This is a genomic window from Kribbella sp. NBC_00709, assembly GCF_036226565.1.
In the GTDB taxonomy this organism is placed as follows: Bacteria; Actinomycetota; Actinomycetes; order Propionibacteriales; family Kribbellaceae; genus Kribbella.
In genome coordinates, this window is sequence record NZ_CP108996.1 from 463,271 (window position 1) to 483,325 (window position 20,055).

Consider the following 20,055-nt stretch of genomic DNA (forward strand, 5'->3'; position numbering starts at 1 on the left):
CCTCTCTCAGGGAGGTCAGTCGCCGGCGTTGCCGTTCTGGCTGCGCCAGCGCTCGTACTCGAGACGGGTCTTCTCGGTCAGGGGGTAGTAGTCACGCAGTGGGGCGCCTTCGTCGATGCGGCGCCGGCTGAACTTCTCCCACGCGTCGTGCTCGGCGGCGGCCTCGACGACCGCCTCCGCACGGCGCCGGGGTACGACGACCGCACCGTCGTCGTCGGCGAGCACCAGGTCCCCCGGCAGCGTCAGTACGCCGCCGACCGCCACCGGGACGTTGTAGGCCCACGGGAACAGTTCGGACTGGGACGCGTAGTGCGGGGTGGCTCCGGTCGACCAGATCGGGACGTCGAGCTCCGACACCCGGGGTACGTCGCGGATCCGGCCGTCGACGACGATGCCGGCGCCGCCGCGGAGCTTGAAGTAGCGGACCAGCATGTCGCCGAAACAGCCGGTGGTGTGGCTGCCGTAGGCCTGGACCACCAGGACGTCGCCGGGCTGGATCTCGTCGAGCACGGCCCACAACGCCGTGCTGCGCTCGATGTACTCCTGGGTCTGGCCGTCGGCGATGTCCTCGCGTTGCGGCATGAACTGCAGGGTCAGCGCCCGGCCGACCACCTTCTTGCCGGGCAACATGCTGGTCGGACCGTCGACGAAGGTCCGGCGGATGCCTTGGTTGTGCAGCCGGGCACAGGCGGTGGCCGACCCGATCTCGGACAGCCGCGCCACCAGGCCGGGATCCGGTGCCGGCGGGGTGTCGCCGCGCACCGGCAGATCCCAGACCGGCGTCGCCGGAGCTTGTTCCGTGCTGCTCATATATCTCCTCGGTCAAGCGCCAGGTGACCGGCGCGGTAGGTGTTTCGGGTCAGCCGCAGCTCCAGCCGGATGGTCCGGCCGGGGGGCATGGTCACTTCGAGTCTGTTGCCGCCGACAACAACCGTGCGGCGGCCCGGCGTCGGCGGCGTCGACGTGTACGCCGGGGACGGGCCCGGGTACTCCCCCGACGCCGTGGACACCGTCGCCTCGTCGATCCGGTCGGTGCCGAAGCTCCCGGCCTGAACGATCACCTTGCGCGTCTGGGTCGCGGACAGGTTGACCAGCTGCAGACCTGTCCGGTCCGGCTCCACTGTGTCGACCAGTGCGGCGACGTCAGGCGGCAGACCGGGACGGCCGCGGTCCGCGTCCAGGTAGAGCACGCGTAGTGGCAGCAGTCCGCCGTTGTAGAGCAGTTGCGGCGTACCGGTGGTCAGCTGCAGCAGGGCCTCGGTGGCGACCGGGTTGTGTCGCTGCCAGTGGTGGATGTTCAGGTCGGCCGGGTCGACGGTGTCGACGGCCATCAGGTCCATCCGGCGCTGCACCTGCGACAGCGCCACACCCAGCATCGCCTCCGGGTAGCCGGGGTTGTCTCCAGCGAGGTAGGCGAGCCAGGGCGCCTCGTGGCCGGCGTCCTCCTTGTTGCGGAAGTCGCGGACCGTCCGCCAGTCGTAGCCGCTCTGCTCCCGCAGCTTGGTCAGCCGGTCGTAGTCACCCGACTCGAAGGCGGCCTGCCACAACCACATCGGCAGTCCGAGCTGCGGTGGCTGGTAGTCGAACCAGCCGTCGTCGTTGTGCCGGTTCGGGATCAGCAGGCTCGGGTTGGCACAGTCCTCGCCGAGCTCGGCCTGCCAGCGGTCCCGGATGCTCATCTCGGTGTCGTCGACGGCTCCACGCACGCCACGCTCATACAGGTGGTCGAGCAGCTGACGGGCGAAGTCCAGTCGCTTCGAGTCACCCGTGAGTACGACGCCGTTCAGCGCCCCGATGCACGCGGCCGAGCCGACGCTGTACACGCCGTGCGGCCAGTTCCAGCCGTACGTGCCGCCGTACCAGCGTCCGTCGTGGAGCTCGCCGACGATGCCGTTCGGACCGACGTTGTCCGGCAGCAGGCCGCCGTTGGCCTTCGCCCGCTCCTCCCACGCGTCCAGGTATTCCAGGGTCCACGCGGCGAAGCGGTCGCTGTGGTCGTACAGCCAGGCGTTCGCGGTCAGGGTGGTCGCGGCGAGATTGACGGCGGTATCGCCCGCGCCGAGGCGGCGGATCATCTCCGCGCCCATCAGGTCGGCGTTGCCCGGAGCTTTCAGGTCGTCCCAGCTCGCGATCCCCGGTACGCCGGACAGCGGCAGGCCGAAGATCCGCATCTTCGCCTGATCGGCGCCGTACGTCCGCCACTCGTCGTTGATGCCCCAGCGCGGACCGCCCGCACCGTTGTGCGGGGCGCGGATCGTGCGGGTCGCGGGGTCGTAGTTGCCGGCCGGTGAGCCGGGCAGGTAGAGCTCGGCGAAGCGGTACGCACGTTCGCGGAACACCTCGTCCGTCGGGTCGGCAGCGCAGAGGGCGTAGAAGAAGATCATCGACTCGCCGATGTGGAACCAGTCGTAGCCGCGCTCGAACTCGTCGACCAGGAAGCCCAGGTCGGTGAGCTGCCGGGTGACACCTTCCCAGTGCCACTTGGACACGTCGATCAGATCGTCCGCGCCACCCAACTGGTAGAGCACCGGCCAGTTCACGAAGGCTTCGTAGAAGTCGTCGGCGCCATCACGGCTCTGGACAGGTCCGGCGTACCGGAGGCTGCCGTCGGGCAGGCAGTAGCGCTCGCGGAACAGCCACCAGCCCTCGTCCATCACGTCGAACAGACGGCGTTGCATGATCGCCCAGGCGGGCGGCGTGCCGATGGGTGTCTCGGCAACAACGGTGGTCGTCATCCCTTGGTCGCCCCCGCGGTCAGGCCGCTGATCACGTGCTTCTGGAGCAGCACGAAGATCACCAGCAACGGAGCCACCGCGAGCAGCAGCGTCGGGAAGACCACGGTGTAGTCGGTCGAGTACTGGCTCACCGCGGCGTACACGCCGGTCGTCACGGTGTAGAGGCCGCTGCCCGGGCCGAGGATGATCTGCGGGTTCACGAAGTCGTTCCAGACCGAGAACGTGTTCAGGATGACCATCGTCACCACGGCGGGCTTCATCAGCGGGAACACGATCGACCAGAACACCCGGTGCTTGCCGGCGCCGTCGACCGCGGCCGCCTCGTCCAGGCTGGCCGGGATCGTCATGATGTAGCCGGCGTACAGGAAGATCGAGAACGGCAGCGTCAGCGTGGTCTCGAACAGCACGAACCCGGGGATCGTGCCCATCAGTCCGAGGAACTTCAACGTGTAGACGACCGGGATGACCAGCACCTGGCTCGGGATGAACGTCCCGGCGACGAACAGCAGCAGGAGCATCCGGTACCGGCGTTCGCCGCGGCGGGCGATCACGTACGAGACCGGGCCGGCCAGCGCCACGGACAGCACGTTCACCGACACCACGAACAGGATCGTGACGGCGTACCCCTTGAGGATGTTGAAGTCCGGGTTCGTCGCCGCCTTCTTCAGGTACTCCGTGGTGAGCTGGTCCGGTGAGACCGAGAACGGATGCGCCAGGATGTCCTGCTGCGACTTGAACGCGCTGACCACCAGCAGGTACATCGGCACCAGCATCAGCACGCTGGTGATCACCAGGAACGCGATCCGGCCCCAGCCCTTGCTCCGCCATGGCTTCAGCTGCAGCGTCGCAACCCGAGGCATGCGCAGCGCACTCATGCCCGCACCCCCTGATCAGCACGCGAACGCAGCCGCGCGACAGTCAGGGCGAGCCCGGCCGTGATGACCATCAGTACGACGCTCTGCGCCGAGCCGAACCCGAGCGCGTTGTTGTGGAACGAGTCCCACAGGATCAGGTACGCCGCCGTCTGCGTCGACCCGGCCGGACCACCACCGGTCAGCGACACGACCAGGTCGTACGTCTTGAGCAGTGTCACCAGCGACAGCACGAGGTTGACCGTCACGACCGGAGCAAGCGCGGGCAGCGTGACGTCGAAGAACGTTTGCCGGCTGGACGCGCCGTCGATCCGCGCGGCCTCGAGCAGGTCCCGCGACACTGTCTGCAGCCCGGCCAGGTACAGCACGACGTTCACGCCGAATCCGGCCCACACCAGTACGCCGATCAGGCTGGCGAGCGCCCAGTTCGGGTTCGACAAGAAGGGCAGCACCTCGGCGCCCTTCGACGTCAGCCAGCCGTTCACGACACCCGACGTACCGAGCACTGCGCTCCACAGGAAGCCGACGACCAGTGCGCTCAGCACGTGCGGGTAGAACAGCACGATCCGGAAGAACGCGTTCAACCGGGAGGCGCCGTTCACCAGCAGGGCGAAGCCGAGCCCCAGCACGCTGAGCAGGACGGTGCCGACCGCTGCGATCAGCAGCGTCACCCAGCCGGCCCGGATGGCCTCGGCGCTGTGCGTCAGGTTGACGTAGTTCTTCAGTCCTACGATCGCGGGGTTCGCGCTGTAGCCGTCCCAGTCGGTCAGGCTGAGGTACAGCGACAGACCGACCGGGATCACCAGCATGACGACGAACAGCACCAGGGCGGGGCCGACCATACTGATGGTCGTCAGACGGGCTCTCACGATTTCGAGCCCATCCAGCTGTCGATGCGGGTCGCGACGTCCTTCGCACTCTTCCCCGTGTAGAGGCTCTGGACCGCCTTGTTCCACTCACCGTTGAAGCCCTGCGGCAAGGTGTTCGCGCCGTACCCCTCGCCCTGGGCCACCTGCTTCGGCGCCTGGTCGAGGATGTCCTGCACCTGCTTGCCCAGCGGCGTCAGCTTGTCGGTGAACCCCTGGCGGAAGTTGCCGTCCTGCTGAAGCTGGCTCTGCACTGCGGTCTGGTCCGTGACCAGCCACTGCACCAGCTTCACCGAGAGGTCACGCTGCTCGGTCGACTTCAGCACCATGTACGGCGCTGCCATCGTGACACCCTGCGGACCCGGAGACGGCTGACCCGCGGCGGTCGGGGCAGCGAACACGCCCAGGTCGAACTTCGGCTTGGCGTCGTCGGCGGTCCGCACGAACCAGCTGCCCATGATGTACATCCCGGCCTTGCCGGACAGGAAGTTGGTCTGCGCGCCGACGTCCTTCAGGCCCAGTGCGTTCTTGTCGACGTACCCGCTCTTGATCCAGGACTCGTAGCGCTGCAGCAGCGGCAGCATGGTGTCGCCGAGCTTGAGCTGCTTGGCATTGATCTGCTGGTACCAGTCCGGGTGCTCGGTGGCGATCGACGGGTCACTGAGCTGCAGCAGCTGCAGTCCGGTCACGTAGTCGCCGGCCGTCTGCAGCGGCAGGTAGCCCGCGGCCTTCAGCTTGCCCATGTCCGCGGTCAGCTCGTCGAGGTCCTTCGGCGGCGCGCTGATCCCGGCCTTGGCGAACGCGTCCTTGTTGTAGAACACCAGCGACTGCGCCTGCTGGCCGACACCGACCGTGTACACCTTGCCGTCCAGTGCGGCCTGCTGCGCCAGCGGCGTGTCCTTGGTCCACGCCTCGGCGGTCAGGTCGAGCATCTGCGGCGCCAGCACCTTGTCGGCCATCAGCGTCTCGACGACATCCGGCGCGTTGCCGGCCGCGAGCAGCTGCGGCAACGTGTCCTTCACCCCGGACCCGCTCGGCGCCTCGATCTTCACGTCCACACCCGGGTTGGCGTCCTCGAAGGGCTTGACCAGGCCCTCCCAGTAGCTCTTGGTCAGGTTGGGAGTGATGTTGACCAGCATCCGCACTTCACCGGTGCTGCCACCAGCAGCACCCTTGTCGTCGCTGAAGCCACCGCCGCAGCCCGCCGCGCCCACCAGGATCACGACGGACGTCAGCACACCGAGCCTGCGCGAATTCTTGGGCCGTAGGGAACGAGCCATTTCCGGGTCCTCCTCGGATCGTCCCGGCGTCGGGGGCGGCCGGGCGTCGTTATCGAGTGACGATGCAGAGGAGTGCGCTCAAGTGTCAACGTATAAACGGCAAAGTGGACGTTCCGAGTCACAAGTCCGTGCCATATAGGGTTGGCAGAACGGTGTGAACGGGGTCACCATGCAGCCATGCCCGATGCCGGAAGACCGAAGTCGCCGCTGACGCTGTCGGCGGCCGAGCGGTCCGCCCTCAGCCAGATCGCGGCCGCGCCGCGGACCGCCGACGCGATGCGCCTGCGGGCCCGGATCGTGCTGGCGAGCGCGGAGGGCCGGTCGAACAAGGCGGTCGCGGACCTGCTCGAGGTCACCCCCGGCACGGTCGGCAAGTGGCGGCGGCGGTTCCTCCGGATGGGCATGGCCGGGCTGGACGACGGCATGCGCAGCGGCCGCCCGCGAATGGTCGACCGCGTGCAATTGGGTGCGGCATCGATGGCCGATTCCGGACATCGCACCTCGACCCGCGAGCTGGCCACGACGTACGGCGTCTCGCAGTCGACGGTCTCGCGCCGCCGCCGGGAGGAGGCGCAGCACTACCGCTCCTCGGCCCTGACCGTGGGCGCCGCGCACCCTTCGCCGCCGATCTCCGCTGACACCGAGTTGCTGTCCGACCGGGTGTACGACGCGATCCGCGGCTGGATCCTGTCCGGCGAGCTCGCCCCGGGCATGCGGGTGGTCGAGTCCGAGATCGCCCGCGTTCTCGGCACCAGCCAGACCCCGGCGCGGGAAGCGGTACGGCGGTTGGCGCACGAGGGACTGGTCACGTACCGGCCGCGGCTGGGCAACTTCGTCACCGAGATCTCCCAGGTCGAGGCCCGCGAAGCGCGGGAGGTCCGCGTGCTCCTCGAGTCCGCCGCGGCCCGGCGTGCGACCGGGCACGTGCCGCCGGAGGAGCTGGACCTGCTGCGGATCGAGATGCAGCGGATGACCGAGGCAGCCGAGCATCACGACATCGGCGCGTTCCGCGAGGCCGACCTGCGGTTCCATCGCCAGGTCCTGGCCACCAGCGGCAACTCGATGCTGCTCCGCGTCTGGCGGACCCTGGAGCCGGCGCTGTGGAGCCTGCAGGTCGTCTCGAACGCCATGTACGCCGGCGACTGGGGCCTGATGGCCCGCCGCCACCTGGACCTGATCGAGGTCCTGTCCGGCACCGACCCCGAAGACTCGGCCCGCCTCTTCGCTGCCCACGCCCGCGGCGAAAGCTCCATCACCAGACCAGCAGTGCACCATGATTGACGCCCACGTCCACGTCTGGGACCTCTCTCGACGGACCCTCCCGTGGCTGTCGCCCAACCACCCACTCCGCCGCAACTTCACCCTCGAAGAACTGCCTACCGAGGTGGTTCTGGTTCAAGCCGATGCGGATCCTCGCGAGGTTGACGATCTGCTCGAGCTGGCCGCCCGCACGCCGGCTGTGGTGGGGGTTGTCGGGTGGTTCGATCTGCTCGACTTCCCTGATCGGCTACCTGACGACCCGCGGCTTGTCGGCGTGCGCAGTCCGCCGGCCGACCAGACCGACCCTGACCTGCTCACCGATCCCGCGCAGGTGCGCGGAGTGCGGGCCGCCGCTGACGCCGGCCTCGCCATCGACCTGCTCCTCCGCCCCTCCGCCCTGATCGGCGCCGCCCGGCTCGCGTCCGCCGTACCCGACGCCCGCCTGGTGCTCGACCATCTCGGCAACCCCACGACTGCCACCCCCGACTGGCTGGCCGGAATGAAGGCGCTCGCCGAGTGCCCCAACGTCACCGTCAAGCTCTCCGGCACCGCCCACCTCGCGACCGACGACCTCCGCGCGCTGGTCGACGTCGCCCTCGAACTCTTCGGCAGTCAGCGGTTGCTGTTCGGCTCCGACTGGCCGGTGTGCACGCTCGCCGCCAGTCGCGCCGAGGTCGTCCGCCGTACCGAAGCACTGCTGCCACCCGCCACGCACAACGACGTGTTCCGTGGCACCGCCCAGCGCATCTACCGCCCCAGGGAGACCGCCCCATGTCCGAATACACCCGTCGCCAGGTCCTCAGGACCGCCGGCGCCGCAGCCGGGACCGCCGTCGTAGCCGGCGCGCTGACAGCCCCGCCCGCCGCAGCCGCCGGACCTCAGAAGCCCGACACCAACCCGCTGAAACTCTGGTATGCCCAACCCGCCACCGAGTGGCTCCAGGCGCTTGCCATCGGCAACGGTCGCCTCGGCGCGATGATGTACGGCGGGACCGCGACCGAACAACTCCAGCTCAACGAGGACTCGATCTGGGCCGGCGGCCCGCACCAGTACGACGACCCGGTCGGCAAGGAGGTCCTCCCGAAGATCCGCCGCCTGATCGCCGCGGAGCAGTACCTCGACGCGCAGAACCTCGCCGACGAGCACTTCATGGGCCGCCCGACCGAGCAGATGCAGTACCAGCCGGTCGGCTACCTGAACCTTGCCTTCCCCGGGATCGCCGCGGACGCTGTCACGGCGTACCAGCGGGAACTCGACCTGACCACCGCGATCACCTCGGTCAGCTACACGCACGCCGGGGTGCGCTACACCCGGGAGGTGTTCGTCAGCCACCCCGCGCAGGTGCTGGTGATGCGGTTGACCGCGGACCAGCGCGGGTCGCTCACCTTCGACGCGACGTACAGCACGGAGCAGGCCGCGACGCCCGCCCGCTTCGACGAGCGCACGCTGGCGCTCAACGGGATCAGCGGCGACGCGGAAGGACTGACCGGCTCGGTCAAGTTCACTGCGCTGTTGCGGGCCTTCGCCGAAGGCGGCAGCACGACGGTTGCTGATGGCAAGCTTTCGGTCACCGGCGCGGACGAGGTCACGCTGTTGTTCTCGGTCGGGACCAGCTACCGCAACTATCTCGATGTCGGCGCGGACCAGGTAGCTCGCGCGGTCGCTCCGCTCACAGCGGTCGGCCGCCCGGCGTACGGACGCCTTCGCCACGAGCATGTCGAGGACTACCAGCGCCTCTTCGGCCGACTCGACCTGGACCTCGGTACGTCGGACGCGATCGCGCTCCCGACCGACCAGCGGATCACGGCGTTCCGCAACGGCGGTGACCCGCAGCTGGCCGCGTTGTACTACCAGTTCGGCCGGTACCTGCTGATCTCGAGCTCTCGTACCCCGGGTCAGCCGGCGAACCTGCAGGGCATCTGGAGCTACAAGATGCTGCCCGAGTGGCAGTCGAAGTTCACGCTGAACATCAACTGCGAGATGAACTACTGGCCGGCCGGTCCGGCCAACCTGGCCGAGTGCTGGGACCCGCTGTTCCAGATGATCACCGAGCTCGCCGAGTCGGGCGCCCGGACGGCGAGCACGATGTACGACGCTCCCGGCTGGGTCGCGCACCACAACACCGACGGCTGGCGCGGCACCGCACCGGTTGACTTCGCGTTCTACGGGGTCTGGCCGAGCGGTGGCGCGTGGTTGTCGCTGCTGTTCTGGGAGCGGTACGAGTACACCGGCGACCTGGAGATGCTGCGGCGGTACTACCCGATCCTGCGTGGCGCGGTGGAGTTCTTCCTGGACCAGCTGCAGACCGACGCGAAGACGGGATGGCTGGTGACCAGCCCGTCGCACTCCCCCGAGGTCAAGCACCACGACTACGACGGCACCGGCGTGAGCATGTGCGCCGGTCCGACGATGGACACCGAGATCCTGCACGACTTGTTCAAGGTGTTCGGGCAGGCGGCGGCGTTGCTGGGTGTCGATGCGCCGATGGCGGCTCAGGTCGCGGAGACGCGGTCCCGGCTCGCGCCGATCCAGATCGGGTACCTCGGTCAGATCCAGGAGTGGCTGATCGACTGGGAGGAGGCCGCCCTGGAGACGAGTCGACATGTCTCACACCTGTGGGCCGTGTTCCCGAGCGACCAGGTGACACCCCGCAGTACGCCGGAGCTCGCCGACGCAGCCCGCAAGTCGCTGGAGCTGCGCGGGCCGGCAGTGACCGCCGGCTGGTCGCTTGCCTGGAAGCTCAACCTGCGCGCCCGGTTGCTCGAGCCGGACAACGCATACAAGCACCTGACACAGCTGCTGGCGCCTGGTCGCACGGCACCGAACCTGTTCGACCTGCACCCGCCGTTCCAGATCGACGGGAACTTCGGTGGCATCTCCGGCATCACCGAGATGATCATGCAGAGCCACTCCGGCGAGGTCGCGCTGCTGCCCTCGCTGCCGACCGCGTTCCCGACCGGGAGCGTGCGTGGTCTGCGGGCGCGCGGCGGCTTCGACCTGGAGTTCTCCTGGTCCGACGGGAAGCTGACGCAGGCCCGGATCCGTTCGCTGCTGGGCAACCGGCTGAAGTTGCGGACCGGTCTGCAGGTCGACGTTCGCTCGTCGGCCGGTCCGGTCGCCTTTGCACGGCCGGAGGACGGCGTGGTCGAGTTCCGCACGCGGCGTGGGGTCGACTACTTCATCGAGGTACACCGGTGATCGCGCTCCGACTGACACTGCCTCTGCTCATGACACTGTTCTCACTCCCTGCTGCGCCGCCCGCTGAGGCTTTGACGACCGCATGGCATGACGGTGCGCTGCGTACCGACACCGCCGGGCTGGTCTCGCGGTCCGACCTCGTGCAGGAAGGCCCGGCGTGGCGTGCGTACCAGGCCATGCCGTTGGGGAACGGCGTCCTCGGTGCGGCGGTCTGGGCCGAGAAGGGCTACAGCGCCCAGCTCAACCGCGTCGACACGTTCCCTGATCTCAAGTCCGCCGGGCGTCTCGTTGTACCCGGGCTGGATCCGCTGATGCGAGCATCCGACTACAGCGGCCGGTTGGCACTGTACGACGGTCAGCTCGTGCAGAGTGGCGGTGGAATGACGGCCCGCTCGTACGTGCGGGCTGATGCGGATCAGTTCGTGCTGGAGGTCACCGGCGCGGATCCCTCTCGGGTGCAGACCGCCGACCTCAAGTTGTGGTCCGGTCGCACGCCTGCTGTCAGTGCTGCCGGTGGGGTTGCTGCGGTGGCGGAGACCTTCCACGACGCAGCGTCTGGCAGCATCACCGGTGCGGTCGCTGCGTTGACTGCGCAGGCGCAGGGCGTCACCGCGTCCGTAGTCGACCCGCTGACGGTGCGTCTGACGTTCCGGCCGCGTGCAGACGGCAGTTACCGGATCGTGGTCGGCGTACCGTCGTACCGCGGTGGCGAGCTGCGCACTGCCGCCAGACGGGCGGTTGTCGAGTCGCCCAGCCACCACCTGCAGTGGTGGCATTCGTTCTGGGCGAAGACTGCGCCGATGCGGATCACGTCGGCGGACGGCTCCGGTGAATACGTCGAGAACCTGCGGACGTTCCAGCTGTACACGATGGCCGCCTCGATGCGTGGCGACGTACCTAGTACTCACGGTGCGGTGGTGCGGATGTTCTCCTCGTCGGAGGACCAGGCCGACTGGGCACAGGACTCGTACTGGCACTTCAACCTGCGCGAATCCGTGGCTGCCAACCGCGGCGCGGGGATCGCCGAGTTCAACGCGCCGTACTTCAAGTTCTACCTGGACCGGGCCGAACTGATGCGCGAGTGGACCCGTACGCATTGGATAGGTGGCGAGGGCCTCTGCGTACCGGAGTTCATGCGGTACGACGGCACTGGCGACGGCTGCGACAACACGCAGGAGCCCAGCTGGACGCGCCGGATCCTGACCAGCGGACCGGAGCTGGTGAACAACATCTGGGAGCAGTACCGCTACACCGGCGACAAGGCTCTGCTGAACCGCACCTATCCGCTGATGCGGGACGTGGCTCGGTTCTATCTGTCCGCACTGACGCCGGGGGCGGATGGGTACCTGCATCTGGAGCACGTGAACGCGCTGGAGGTGCAGTGGGACACCAGCGACCCGGTGCCTGATCTGGCGGCGATGCAGGTGATCTTCCCGATGGTGGCTGACCTGGCGACGTCGCATGGCGATGCTGCGTTGGCTTCACAGCTGCGCGCGGCGGTGGGCAAGCTTCCGCCGTACCGGACGGTCCAGCGTGGCGGCGAGGACGTGCTGGCGTGGTCCGGGACTGACGAGGAGGCGCACAACACGCAGAACCCGGAGATGGAGGCACTCTGGCCGTGGGGCGTGTTCGACAAGGACTCCGCGTTGATGCAGGCGACGTACCGGCAGCGTGTGTACCCGCAGGACAAGGACTGGGGTATGGACACCACCTGGGCCGCGCGGCTCGGGCAGGCCGACGAGGTGAAACGCCTGCTGCTGAAGGGGATCGCGGATTTCCAGATCTACCCGAACGGCTTCACCGTCCACCGCACCGGCCAGGAGGCGGTACGGAACCACAGCTTCTACAACGAGTGGGGCGGCGTGGTGACGACCGGCCTGCAGGAGGCACTGGTCCAGTCGTACGACGGCGTCGTACGCGTCGCACCGGCGTGGCCGAAGGACTGGGACGTGTCGGGGTCTGTCCAGATCGAGGGCGGTCACCGGATCAGCACCGAGGTCCACGATGGCGTACCGAATGTCGTCGGCATCCAGGCTGGTAGCCGGGACACGCTGAAGGTGGCCAACCCGTGGCCCGGCCAGTCGATCCGGGTGCTGGACTCCCACGGCCGCACTGTCGTCGCATCGACCAAGGCCGATGTCGTGATGCTGGCTACCACCGCTGGCGCCTCGTACACCGTCGAGCGGGTCGCCGTACCCCTGTCGTCGTTTGACTTCGCGCCGTTGACCGGGCAGCCGGCTGGTGCGGTCAAGACGCTCGGCAACCGCGTGCTGGGGATCACCCGCAGCGAACCACCGCTGGTCAGCGATCTGGTGTCGGTGCAGTGGCCGGAGAAGCTCACCAACCTGGTCAAGGCGCAGACCGGCGCGCCGACGTACGTCGACCGCAGCTACACGATCACCGACCTACCAGACGAGCTGAACGGCCAGGCCCTGATCCAAGGCGCCAACGACGACTCCAAGGCCACCGCTCCTGCGGACTACCTGACCATGGACGTGACCCGCCCAGCGACCGTCTACGTAGCCTTCGACCCACGCGGCGAAAACGTCTGGTGGCCGGACTGGCTATCCACCTTCACCCGCACCAACGAAACAGTAGGCACCACCGACCAACGCCTGATCCTCTTCAAACGCGACACCCCACCCGGCACCCTCCCCCTAGGCCCCAACTCCGGCGTACCCGACAAGGGCAACTCCACCTACATCACTTTCGTGGTACCACGCTGACCCTGCTCACCACCGGTGGCGGCGACGACCTCGCCGCTGCCGGCGGCGTGGAGGATGACGTCGAGGACGTTGGGGAAGCGGGATTCGAGGTCGTCGTAGCGGAGGGTGGTCCAGCGTTTGTTGCCGTCTTCGCGTTGGCGGATGACGCCGGCTTCCCGGAGGACGCGGAAGTGGTGGGTGAGGGTGGAGGGGGCGACGGAGACGGGGAACGTGCCGCACGCCTGCTCGACGTTCTCGCGGAGGGTGCGGACGATGGTCAGCCGGGTCGGGTCCGAGAGGGCGTGCAGGACTGCGTAGAGGGTCAGGTCCGCGGTCGCGGGATGGACCAGCGCGGGCCGTCGGGGATTCGGCACCGGATTCCTTTCGACGATCGTCGTACATGAGTGTATCGTCGCCTTACGACATTCGACGAACATCGAAAGGGTACGCGATGCGCGCACTGATCTTCGACCGCCCGGCGCCCGACACCAGCTCCACGCGCGTCGGCCAGCTCGACGCTCCGGACCCGGGGCCGGGCGAGCTGACCATCGACGTGCGCGCCGCGGGGATCAACTTCATCGATGTGATGGCCCGCCGCGGCGACCCCGCCTACGCGTCGGCCTGGCCGTTCGTCCCGGGCCTCGAAGCAGCAGGCACGGTACGGGCGCTCGGCCCCGGCGTGACCGGACCAGCCATTGGGACGCCGGTCGCCGCCTTCACCCGCGCGGGCGGGCTGGCCGAGATCGCGAAGATACGCGCCGAGCTGGCCGTGCCGATCCCCGACGGCCTGTCCTTCGAGCAGGCTGCGGTCGCCCCAGGCACGCTGACCACGGCTGCGCTACTGGTCCGGCAAGCCGGCCACCTGCGCCCCGGCGAGACTCTCTTGATGCATTCGGCCGCAGGCGGTGTCGGGCAGGCTGTCGCAGCATTGGCCCGACGTGCGGGCGTCGGCACACTGATCGGCACCGTCGGCAGCGCCCGGCGTACCGCCGCCGCGGAGAAGAGCGGGTACGCCGTCGTCCTCACCCGCGGGGATGATCTGGCCGACCGGGTCCGCGTCGTCACCAACGGCCGCGGGGTCGATGTGGTGCTCGACTCCCAGGGAACCGAACAGATCGGCCTCGACCTCGACCTGCTGGCCCAAGGTGGTCGAATCGTGCTCTTCGGCAACGCCGCCGGAGCACCCCTGACCGACCTCCCGGCCGGTCGGCTGTTCGCGGGCAACGCGTCGATCGGCGGGTTCAGCATGAGCAGCATGTCCGTCCGGGCGCCACAGCTCATCGGCGACGCCTTGCGGGATGCGCTTCAGCTCTCCGCCGACGGGGAACTCGACCTCGGGCTCATCCCGGTCGACGGACTCGACGCGGCCGGCGAGGCACAGCAGGCCCTGGCCGAGGGCCGCGGCGCCGGCAAGTACGTCGTACGCCTCTGACGACTCACGTCGTCGCGATACCGCCGACGTCGACGCGAGGCCCGTCGGGTCCGGGGCGGGTGGTGGCGATGATCGTGGCTGGGCTGGACAGCGAGTCGCCCATGTCGACGATGAGCGTCTCCCGGGACAGGTACGCCGCCAGACACGCGGTGCTGTTGGCGTTGGCAACGTCCTCCGGTACGCCGATCGACGGCGCGAACATGCGCGCCGCGACCCGGCCGTCCGTGTCGGGGACGGTGTAGACGTAGCAACCGAGCAGACCGAGACGATCACAGACCTCGCGGATTCGATCCAGGTCGGGTGTGAAGGCATCCAGGTCCGCACGAGTCCGGACCGGGACCAGCACACGAGGCCGCCCCACCGACGCGACCACCGCCGGCCCGACCGACTCTGGAACGAGCGAAGCGATCAGCTCGCCTTCCACGGCCGTAGGATCCCGCAGCGTCACCGGCCCCGGATCGAACGACGCCTCGAACCCCTCGGCGCGCCGCACGGCTCGACCACCGAACTCCCGACCGCCCGCAGACAGCGTGACCCGATAGTCCGGCACGTCGGCGCGCTCGGCGAGGACCGCCAACGCCGCGACCGTCCCGTGCCCACACGCCGGCAGCTCACCCTCGCCGGTGAAGAAGCGCAGTAACACCCGATCGCGCTCGACAGTGAAGAACACTGCGTGCGAGGTTCCCTTGGTCGCCGGAAAGGCGCGACGGTCTTCGTCGGTGAACGAACCGTCTGGTACGACGACGGTGGGACTGCCACCTCCGCCATCGCGCATGCAGGCCTGCACGATCACCGCATCCTCCGTCAGCCGGTTACGAGCCCAAATGTCAGACCGAACGTATACGCCGCGACGGCCAGCGTATGGCCGGGTGTCGTGGGCGGGCCGCAGGAGGCTGAGCCGAGCCCGTTCTGGGCGAGGTCCAGGTTCAGGTAGATGTGGTCGCGCGGCGTCAGGTCCGAGCGGTGGCGGGCGCGTTCGAGGTCCTCGGTCGTCCATCGGCGGGCGGCGAGCTGGAAGTGCGGCGCACCGGTCACGCGCAGGCCGTTGCCCTCGGCATCGGTCAGTTCGGCCCAGCGTACGTCGATGCGCGAGCCGTTCTCCTGGGGTACGACGTACGGCGTCTGCAGCTCGTCGACCGTACGGGTGTAACGCCCCACGCGAGCAGCCTCGCGGCTGTCGGCGTACGCCTCACCCGGCCCACCGCCGTACCACTGCACGTGGTCCAAGGACTTCGGCAGCGTCATCCGTACGCCGACCCGCGGCCAGCTCCCACAGCGCGGCGTAACCGCAGTTCCACCCCACTCCCCCTCCGGCTGTACGTCGACCGTCAACCGCAGCCCGTTGTCGTCAGCCATCCAGCGGTACGTCGCCCGAACGCCGACCCCGAGCCCCTCAGGCGCAACCCGGCTTCGCACCACCAGCCCGTCGTCCACCACGTCGACACCGTCCACCCGATGCAGCAGGCGATCGAGCCCGGCAGCGCGCCACTCCTGCGTGACACCGTTCCGGCCGCCCTGCCCGTTGTCGTTGTCGGTCGGTGCACGCCACAGGTCCAGCTGCGGACCGTCCACAGCCTGCCCGAACAGCCTCGTCAACCGCCCGGTCCGCCGATCAAACTCACCACCACCAACCCTCACAACACCTCGGTCCTCCACCACAGGTGCCGACACCATCTGAGCTGACGGCACCACCGGCTCCTCCAACACAAACTGCGCCCAAGCAACCTCATGCCCCGCGGCAGCCCACGCCGAGTCCTTCGCTAGCACCGCCCGCACAGTTAACAACCGCTCCGGCGTGGCGGTGGCGTCAGGTCGTGGGAGGGTAACTGAATCTCCTGGGGCCAAGGCGGGGACGTCTAGGCGGCCCGCTGCTACGTCGACTCCGTCGGCCTCGACAGACCACACGAACTCAAGGTCTTCGGTGTCGGCGAAGGTGCGGAGGTTGTGGATGGTGAGGGGTGTCGGGCCGGTGATTCGGATCGGTTCCAGGACCTTCTTGTATTCGGTGAGGCCGGGCGACGGAGTGCGGTCGGGGAAGAGCAGGCCGTCGATGCAGAAGTTCGCACCGTGGAGGCGTTCGCCGAAGTCGCCGCCGTACACGTGATCGGTTGCGCCTGGTAACAGCAGGCCGTGGTCGATCCACTCCCAGACGAACCCGCCCTGGAGCCGGGGATAGCGCTCGAGCACCCGCTGGTACTCCGCCAGCCCGCCAGGACCGTTGCCCATGGCATGCGCGTACTCCGCGAGGACGAACGGCAACGCCCGCCGCCGCGCCTCCAGCTCGGGATGGTCCGCGGTCTCCGCCGGCACGTCCTCGGTCCGGGTGCCGATCGCCTCAAGGTCCTCCAGCGGCGGGTACATCAGGCTGTAGAAGTCGGAGAACTCGTACGTCCGGTCCCGCTCGTAGAACACCGCGCGGGACGGATCCCGCTCACGGGTCCGGGCCGCCAGCGTGCCGAAGTTCTGCCCGCGGTGACTCTCGTTCGCGAGCGACCAGATGATCACACTGGGATGGTTCTTGTCGCGTTCGACCATCCGGCGCATCCGGTCGAGCATCATCGGCGCCCAGTCGGGATCGTCGGCCGGGTTGCCGCGCCAGTCCGTGTAGATGAAGCCGTGGGTCTCGATGTCGCACTCGTCGATCACCCACAACCCGAGCTCGTCGCACAGGTCGAGGAACGCCGGATGCGGCGGGTAGTGCGCGGTCCGTACCGCGTTGATGTTGTGCTGCTTCATCAGTACAACGTCCTGCCGCATCGCCTCGACCGTCATCGCCCGGCCCCGGCGCTCGTCGTGCTCGTGCCGGTTCACGCCGCGGAAGAACAACGGCCGCCCGTTGGCGGTGAACAACCCGTCGACCATCTCGACGGTCCGGAACCCGATGCGCAGGGCAACCGTCTCCCCCGGTACGCCGACGGTCGCGTCGTACAGCCTCGAGACCTCGGCCGACCACGGTTCGACGGCGGGAATCGTGATTGGTATACCAGCCTCCGCCACGATCCCCAGCTCCGGAACCCCCACCACCGCGTCCGGCACCGTGTCGACCTGCAGTGTCCCTGCGCCGGTCAGATGGTCGTACGCCGCGTGCACGAAGACATCGTCGATCAACGGGCGCGCGAGCAGCGTGACGTCGCGGAAGATCCCCGGCAGCCACCACATGTCCTGGTCCTCGAGGTACGAACCGGATGACCACTGGTGCACCCGCACCGCCAGCGAGTTCCGTCCGGGGCGCAGCAGCTCGCCGAGCGAGAACTCACTCGGCAGCCGGCTGCCCTTGGCCGTACCGAGCTCGACTCCGTTGACCCACACCTTGAAGCACGAGTCGACACCCTCGAACCGCAGTACGGCGCCGTTGACCGGCCAGTCGTCCGGTACGTCGAACCACAGGTGGTGGTCTCCGGTCGGATTCGCGTCCGGGGTGCGTGGCGGATCGATCGGGAACGGGAACGCGGTGTTGGTATACCGCGGGCGATCGTGGCCCTGCAGCACCCAGTGCCCTGGGACTTCCAGCTCGCCCCAATCGGGTGCGGGATTTGGCATACCATCCGGCGGGCTGTCCCAGAGCTTGAACTGCCACCGGCCGTTCAAGCTGAGCCGCGGCCGCGACGAGTGCAGCCACGCCCGGGGCTCGCGGGCCCCGGTGCTCGGCGTCAGATCCTCGAAGTACCTCACTGCGCCTCCTTGCACACCTGAACATCCCACGGCCCGACTTCGAGCCGCCCGATCGGCGCGTCGACGGTCACGGTCGATCCTGACCAGTTGTGGACGAACCACAGGCGTTCACCTGCCGGGTTGACCGCCGACAGCGCGGTCACGGACGGCGCCCACAAGCGGGATTCGCCGTACAAGGCCGCCGCGAGCTCCGCATCCGGCACGGTTCCGACGTACGTCACACGCCCGGCGCCGCAGCACTTGGTCGTGACGATCGGCCGGCGCTCGCCGCCTGGATGGTCGTACCAGGCCAGCACCTCGGCGTCGTCGACGATCAGCGTCTCCGCCCACCGCGTCGCCCGCCCTGCCAGCCCGCTCACCGGCAGATCAGCGACCAGGTTCTCGAATTCTTGGTATACCACCCCGGCTGCCTCACGGAGCCGCGGCGGCGCGACCTCGGGACGCGGCCGAGCCTCGAGGTCCGCATAGCCGGTCCGCGGCCCAACAATCAGATGCCCACCGGCCCGCGCATACGACACCAACCGGTCCAGCACCGAGTCCGACGCCACGTACATCCCGGCAACGACGACCGTTGGGGCGTCCAACGCCGCCTCGAGCCGCTCGACCGGAACCACCCCGGGCCGCAGTCCGGCGTCCAGGATCCCCGCGTAGAACGCCGTCACGATCGTCTGGTACGACGATTTGTCTGGTATACCAAACGCCGTCGCCAGCGGCGGCTGGAACTGCAGCGCCCAATCGCTCTCGGTCGACCACACCACGGCAACATCGATATCCGGCGTCAGGTCGACCACCGACGCCCCCGCCTCCGCCAGCTCCGCACCGAGCGTCGCGATCTCTTGGTATACCCGCCCAGGCTCCAGCCCGTGCCCGAGGACCCCGCCCCAGAACGTCTCCGCACCGTGATGGTTCGAATGCCAGTGCCAGTACTCGACCATCCGCGCGCCACGCGACACCATCGCCCACGCGAGCTGCCGGAGCTGTCCGTCGTACGGCGGCCGGTTCTGGTGCGATCCGCCGATCGACGTTGCGTTCGTCTCGGTCACGAGGAACGGCTCACCCCGCGACCCGTAGATCCGGTCCGCCGCCAGGAACAACTCGGCAACGCTCCGCCCGATCCACCCCGGCTCAAGTGGAGAAGGCCGGGCCGGCCGAGCCAACCCGTCCTGCACATCCACATAAATGTTGCCCGCCGCAACATCCAACCGACCGGTCAACGGTACGTCGGCCACGGCCGGCCGATCGTAGGCCAAACACGTCGTGACGAACTGCCCCGGCCGCAGCAACTCCCGAACCAGCCCTGCCTGCCACCCGATGAACTCCGTCGTTCGCGAGGCCTGGAACCGTCGCCAGGCCAGGTCGTACGACGGCGTGCTGTTCCCGTCCGGCCGCCACAACTCGGTCCAGTCGCTCAACCGATGCGACCAGTACGTCAGCCCCCACGCCTCGTTCAACGCGTCGACGTCGCCGTACTCCCGCCGCAGTCGCGCAACGAACGCGTCGAACGCCGACGTGTTGTGCGCAAGCAGCACACCGGGCTCGTTGTCGACCTGGTACCCGATCACCGCCGGATGGTCGCGGTACCGCTCGACGATCCGCCGAACCACCCGCTCCGCATGGAACAAGAACGCCGGCTGCCCATAGTCGATCTCCTGCCGAATCCCCCACGGCACCGGCGAACCGGTTCGACGCTCGGCCGCGATCTCCGGATGCGCCCGCTGCAACCACGGCGGTACGGCGTACGTCGGCGTCCCGACGATCACGTCGATCCCGCGTTCACCCGCGGCATCGAGTACGGGACGGATCCACTCGAGGTCGAAGACTCCGTCCCGTGGCTCCCAGGTGGACCAGACCGATTCACCGACACGGATCGCGGTGATCCCGGCGGCAACCATCAGATCGAGGTCGGCAGCGGTCCGATCACCGACCGAGCGCGGCAGGTACTCCGGATAGTAGGCCGTCCCCAGCACGACATGTGGCGGCAGCATGCACCAACGCTAACCGACGCAACCAGCTCCGTGCAATCGTTTGCATTCAG

At 68.5% G+C, this 20,055-nt stretch carries 14 protein-coding genes; 5 read left to right on the top strand and 9 right to left on the bottom strand.

Going from position 1 to position 20,055, the window contains the following annotated elements:
- Positions 1-15 precede the first annotated feature (15 nt).
- Genes OHA18_RS02255 through OHA18_RS02275 form a run of 5 tightly spaced genes read right to left on the bottom strand, consistent with a single transcriptional unit; the run spans position 16 to position 5,753 of the window.
- The gene (locus OHA18_RS02255; protein ID WP_329001818.1) at positions 16-810 is read right to left on the bottom strand and encodes a hypothetical protein; all 795 of its coding nucleotides are present in this window, start codon (positions 808-810) and stop codon (positions 16-18) included.
- Positions 807-2,735 carry a hypothetical protein gene (locus tag OHA18_RS02260; RefSeq protein WP_329001819.1) on the bottom strand — a complete coding sequence of 643 codons (1,929 nt, stop codon included), beginning with the start codon at positions 2,733-2,735 and terminating at the stop codon, positions 807-809. Before OHA18_RS02260 ends, OHA18_RS02255 begins: the two co-directional genes overlap by 4 nt.
- A complete protein-coding gene (locus OHA18_RS02265) occupies positions 2,732-3,610 on the bottom strand; it encodes a carbohydrate ABC transporter permease (RefSeq protein ID WP_329001821.1) in 879 nt (292 codons plus the stop codon). Before OHA18_RS02265 ends, OHA18_RS02260 begins: the two co-directional genes overlap by 4 nt.
- Positions 3,607-4,476: a carbohydrate ABC transporter permease gene (locus OHA18_RS02270; RefSeq protein ID WP_329001822.1), complete on the bottom strand. Its 870-nt coding sequence runs from the start codon at positions 4,474-4,476 to the stop codon at positions 3,607-3,609. The genes OHA18_RS02265 and OHA18_RS02270 overlap by 4 nt, the downstream gene beginning before the upstream one ends.
- Positions 4,473-5,753, bottom strand: coding sequence for an ABC transporter substrate-binding protein (locus OHA18_RS02275; protein WP_329001824.1), 1,281 nt, complete (start codon positions 5,751-5,753; stop codon positions 4,473-4,475). The genes OHA18_RS02270 and OHA18_RS02275 overlap by 4 nt, the downstream gene beginning before the upstream one ends.
- A 177-nt stretch (positions 5,754-5,930) precedes the next feature.
- Between OHA18_RS02275 and OHA18_RS02280 the strand changes: the two genes are divergently transcribed.
- From OHA18_RS02280 to OHA18_RS02295, 4 genes are read left to right on the top strand one after another with little or no spacing between them, the layout of a single operon-like run.
- Positions 5,931-7,034: an FCD domain-containing protein gene (locus OHA18_RS02280; protein WP_329001825.1), complete on the top strand. Its 1,104-nt coding sequence runs from the start codon at positions 5,931-5,933 to the stop codon at positions 7,032-7,034.
- Positions 7,027-7,851: an amidohydrolase family protein gene (locus OHA18_RS02285; RefSeq protein WP_329001826.1), complete on the top strand. Its 825-nt coding sequence runs from the start codon at positions 7,027-7,029 to the stop codon at positions 7,849-7,851. Before OHA18_RS02280 ends, OHA18_RS02285 begins: the two co-directional genes overlap by 8 nt.
- Positions 7,785-10,211 (top strand): glycoside hydrolase family 95 protein, encoded by a 2,427-nt coding sequence (locus OHA18_RS02290; protein WP_329001828.1) that lies wholly within the window; start codon positions 7,785-7,787, stop codon positions 10,209-10,211. Before OHA18_RS02285 ends, OHA18_RS02290 begins: the two co-directional genes overlap by 67 nt.
- A 29-nt stretch (positions 10,212-10,240) precedes the next feature.
- Complete coding sequence (locus OHA18_RS02295; protein WP_329001829.1) at positions 10,241-12,937, top strand: glycosyl hydrolase family 95 catalytic domain-containing protein; 2,697 nt, start codon at positions 10,241-10,243, stop codon at positions 12,935-12,937.
- On the opposite strand, the gene OHA18_RS02300 is transcribed toward OHA18_RS02295, so the two are convergent.
- Positions 12,910-13,290 (bottom strand): ArsR/SmtB family transcription factor, encoded by a 381-nt coding sequence (locus OHA18_RS02300; RefSeq protein ID WP_329001830.1) that lies wholly within the window; start codon positions 13,288-13,290, stop codon positions 12,910-12,912. The genes OHA18_RS02295 and OHA18_RS02300 overlap by 28 nt on opposite strands.
- Before the next feature lie 77 nt (positions 13,291-13,367).
- Between OHA18_RS02300 and OHA18_RS02305 the strand changes: the two genes are divergently transcribed.
- Positions 13,368-14,348, top strand: a complete 981-nt coding sequence (locus OHA18_RS02305; RefSeq protein WP_329001831.1) for a quinone oxidoreductase family protein — start codon at positions 13,368-13,370, stop codon at positions 14,346-14,348.
- 4 nt (positions 14,349-14,352) lie between these two features.
- Here OHA18_RS02305 and OHA18_RS02310 read toward each other — a convergent pair whose 3' ends face one another.
- The 3 genes from OHA18_RS02310 to OHA18_RS02320 are packed head-to-tail and all read right to left on the bottom strand — an operon-like array spanning position 14,353 to position 20,005.
- Positions 14,353-15,123, bottom strand: a complete 771-nt coding sequence (locus tag OHA18_RS02310) for a PhzF family phenazine biosynthesis protein (protein ID WP_329001832.1) — start codon at positions 15,121-15,123, stop codon at positions 14,353-14,355.
- A 29-nt stretch (positions 15,124-15,152) separates the two neighbouring features.
- Positions 15,153-18,020 (bottom strand): glycoside hydrolase family 2 TIM barrel-domain containing protein, encoded by a 2,868-nt coding sequence (locus OHA18_RS02315; protein WP_329001833.1) that lies wholly within the window; start codon positions 18,018-18,020, stop codon positions 15,153-15,155.
- Complete coding sequence (locus OHA18_RS02320) at positions 18,017-20,005, bottom strand: beta-galactosidase (RefSeq protein WP_329001834.1); 1,989 nt, start codon at positions 20,003-20,005, stop codon at positions 18,017-18,019. Before OHA18_RS02320 ends, OHA18_RS02315 begins: the two co-directional genes overlap by 4 nt.
- Between the last annotated feature and the right edge of the window lie 50 nt (positions 20,006-20,055).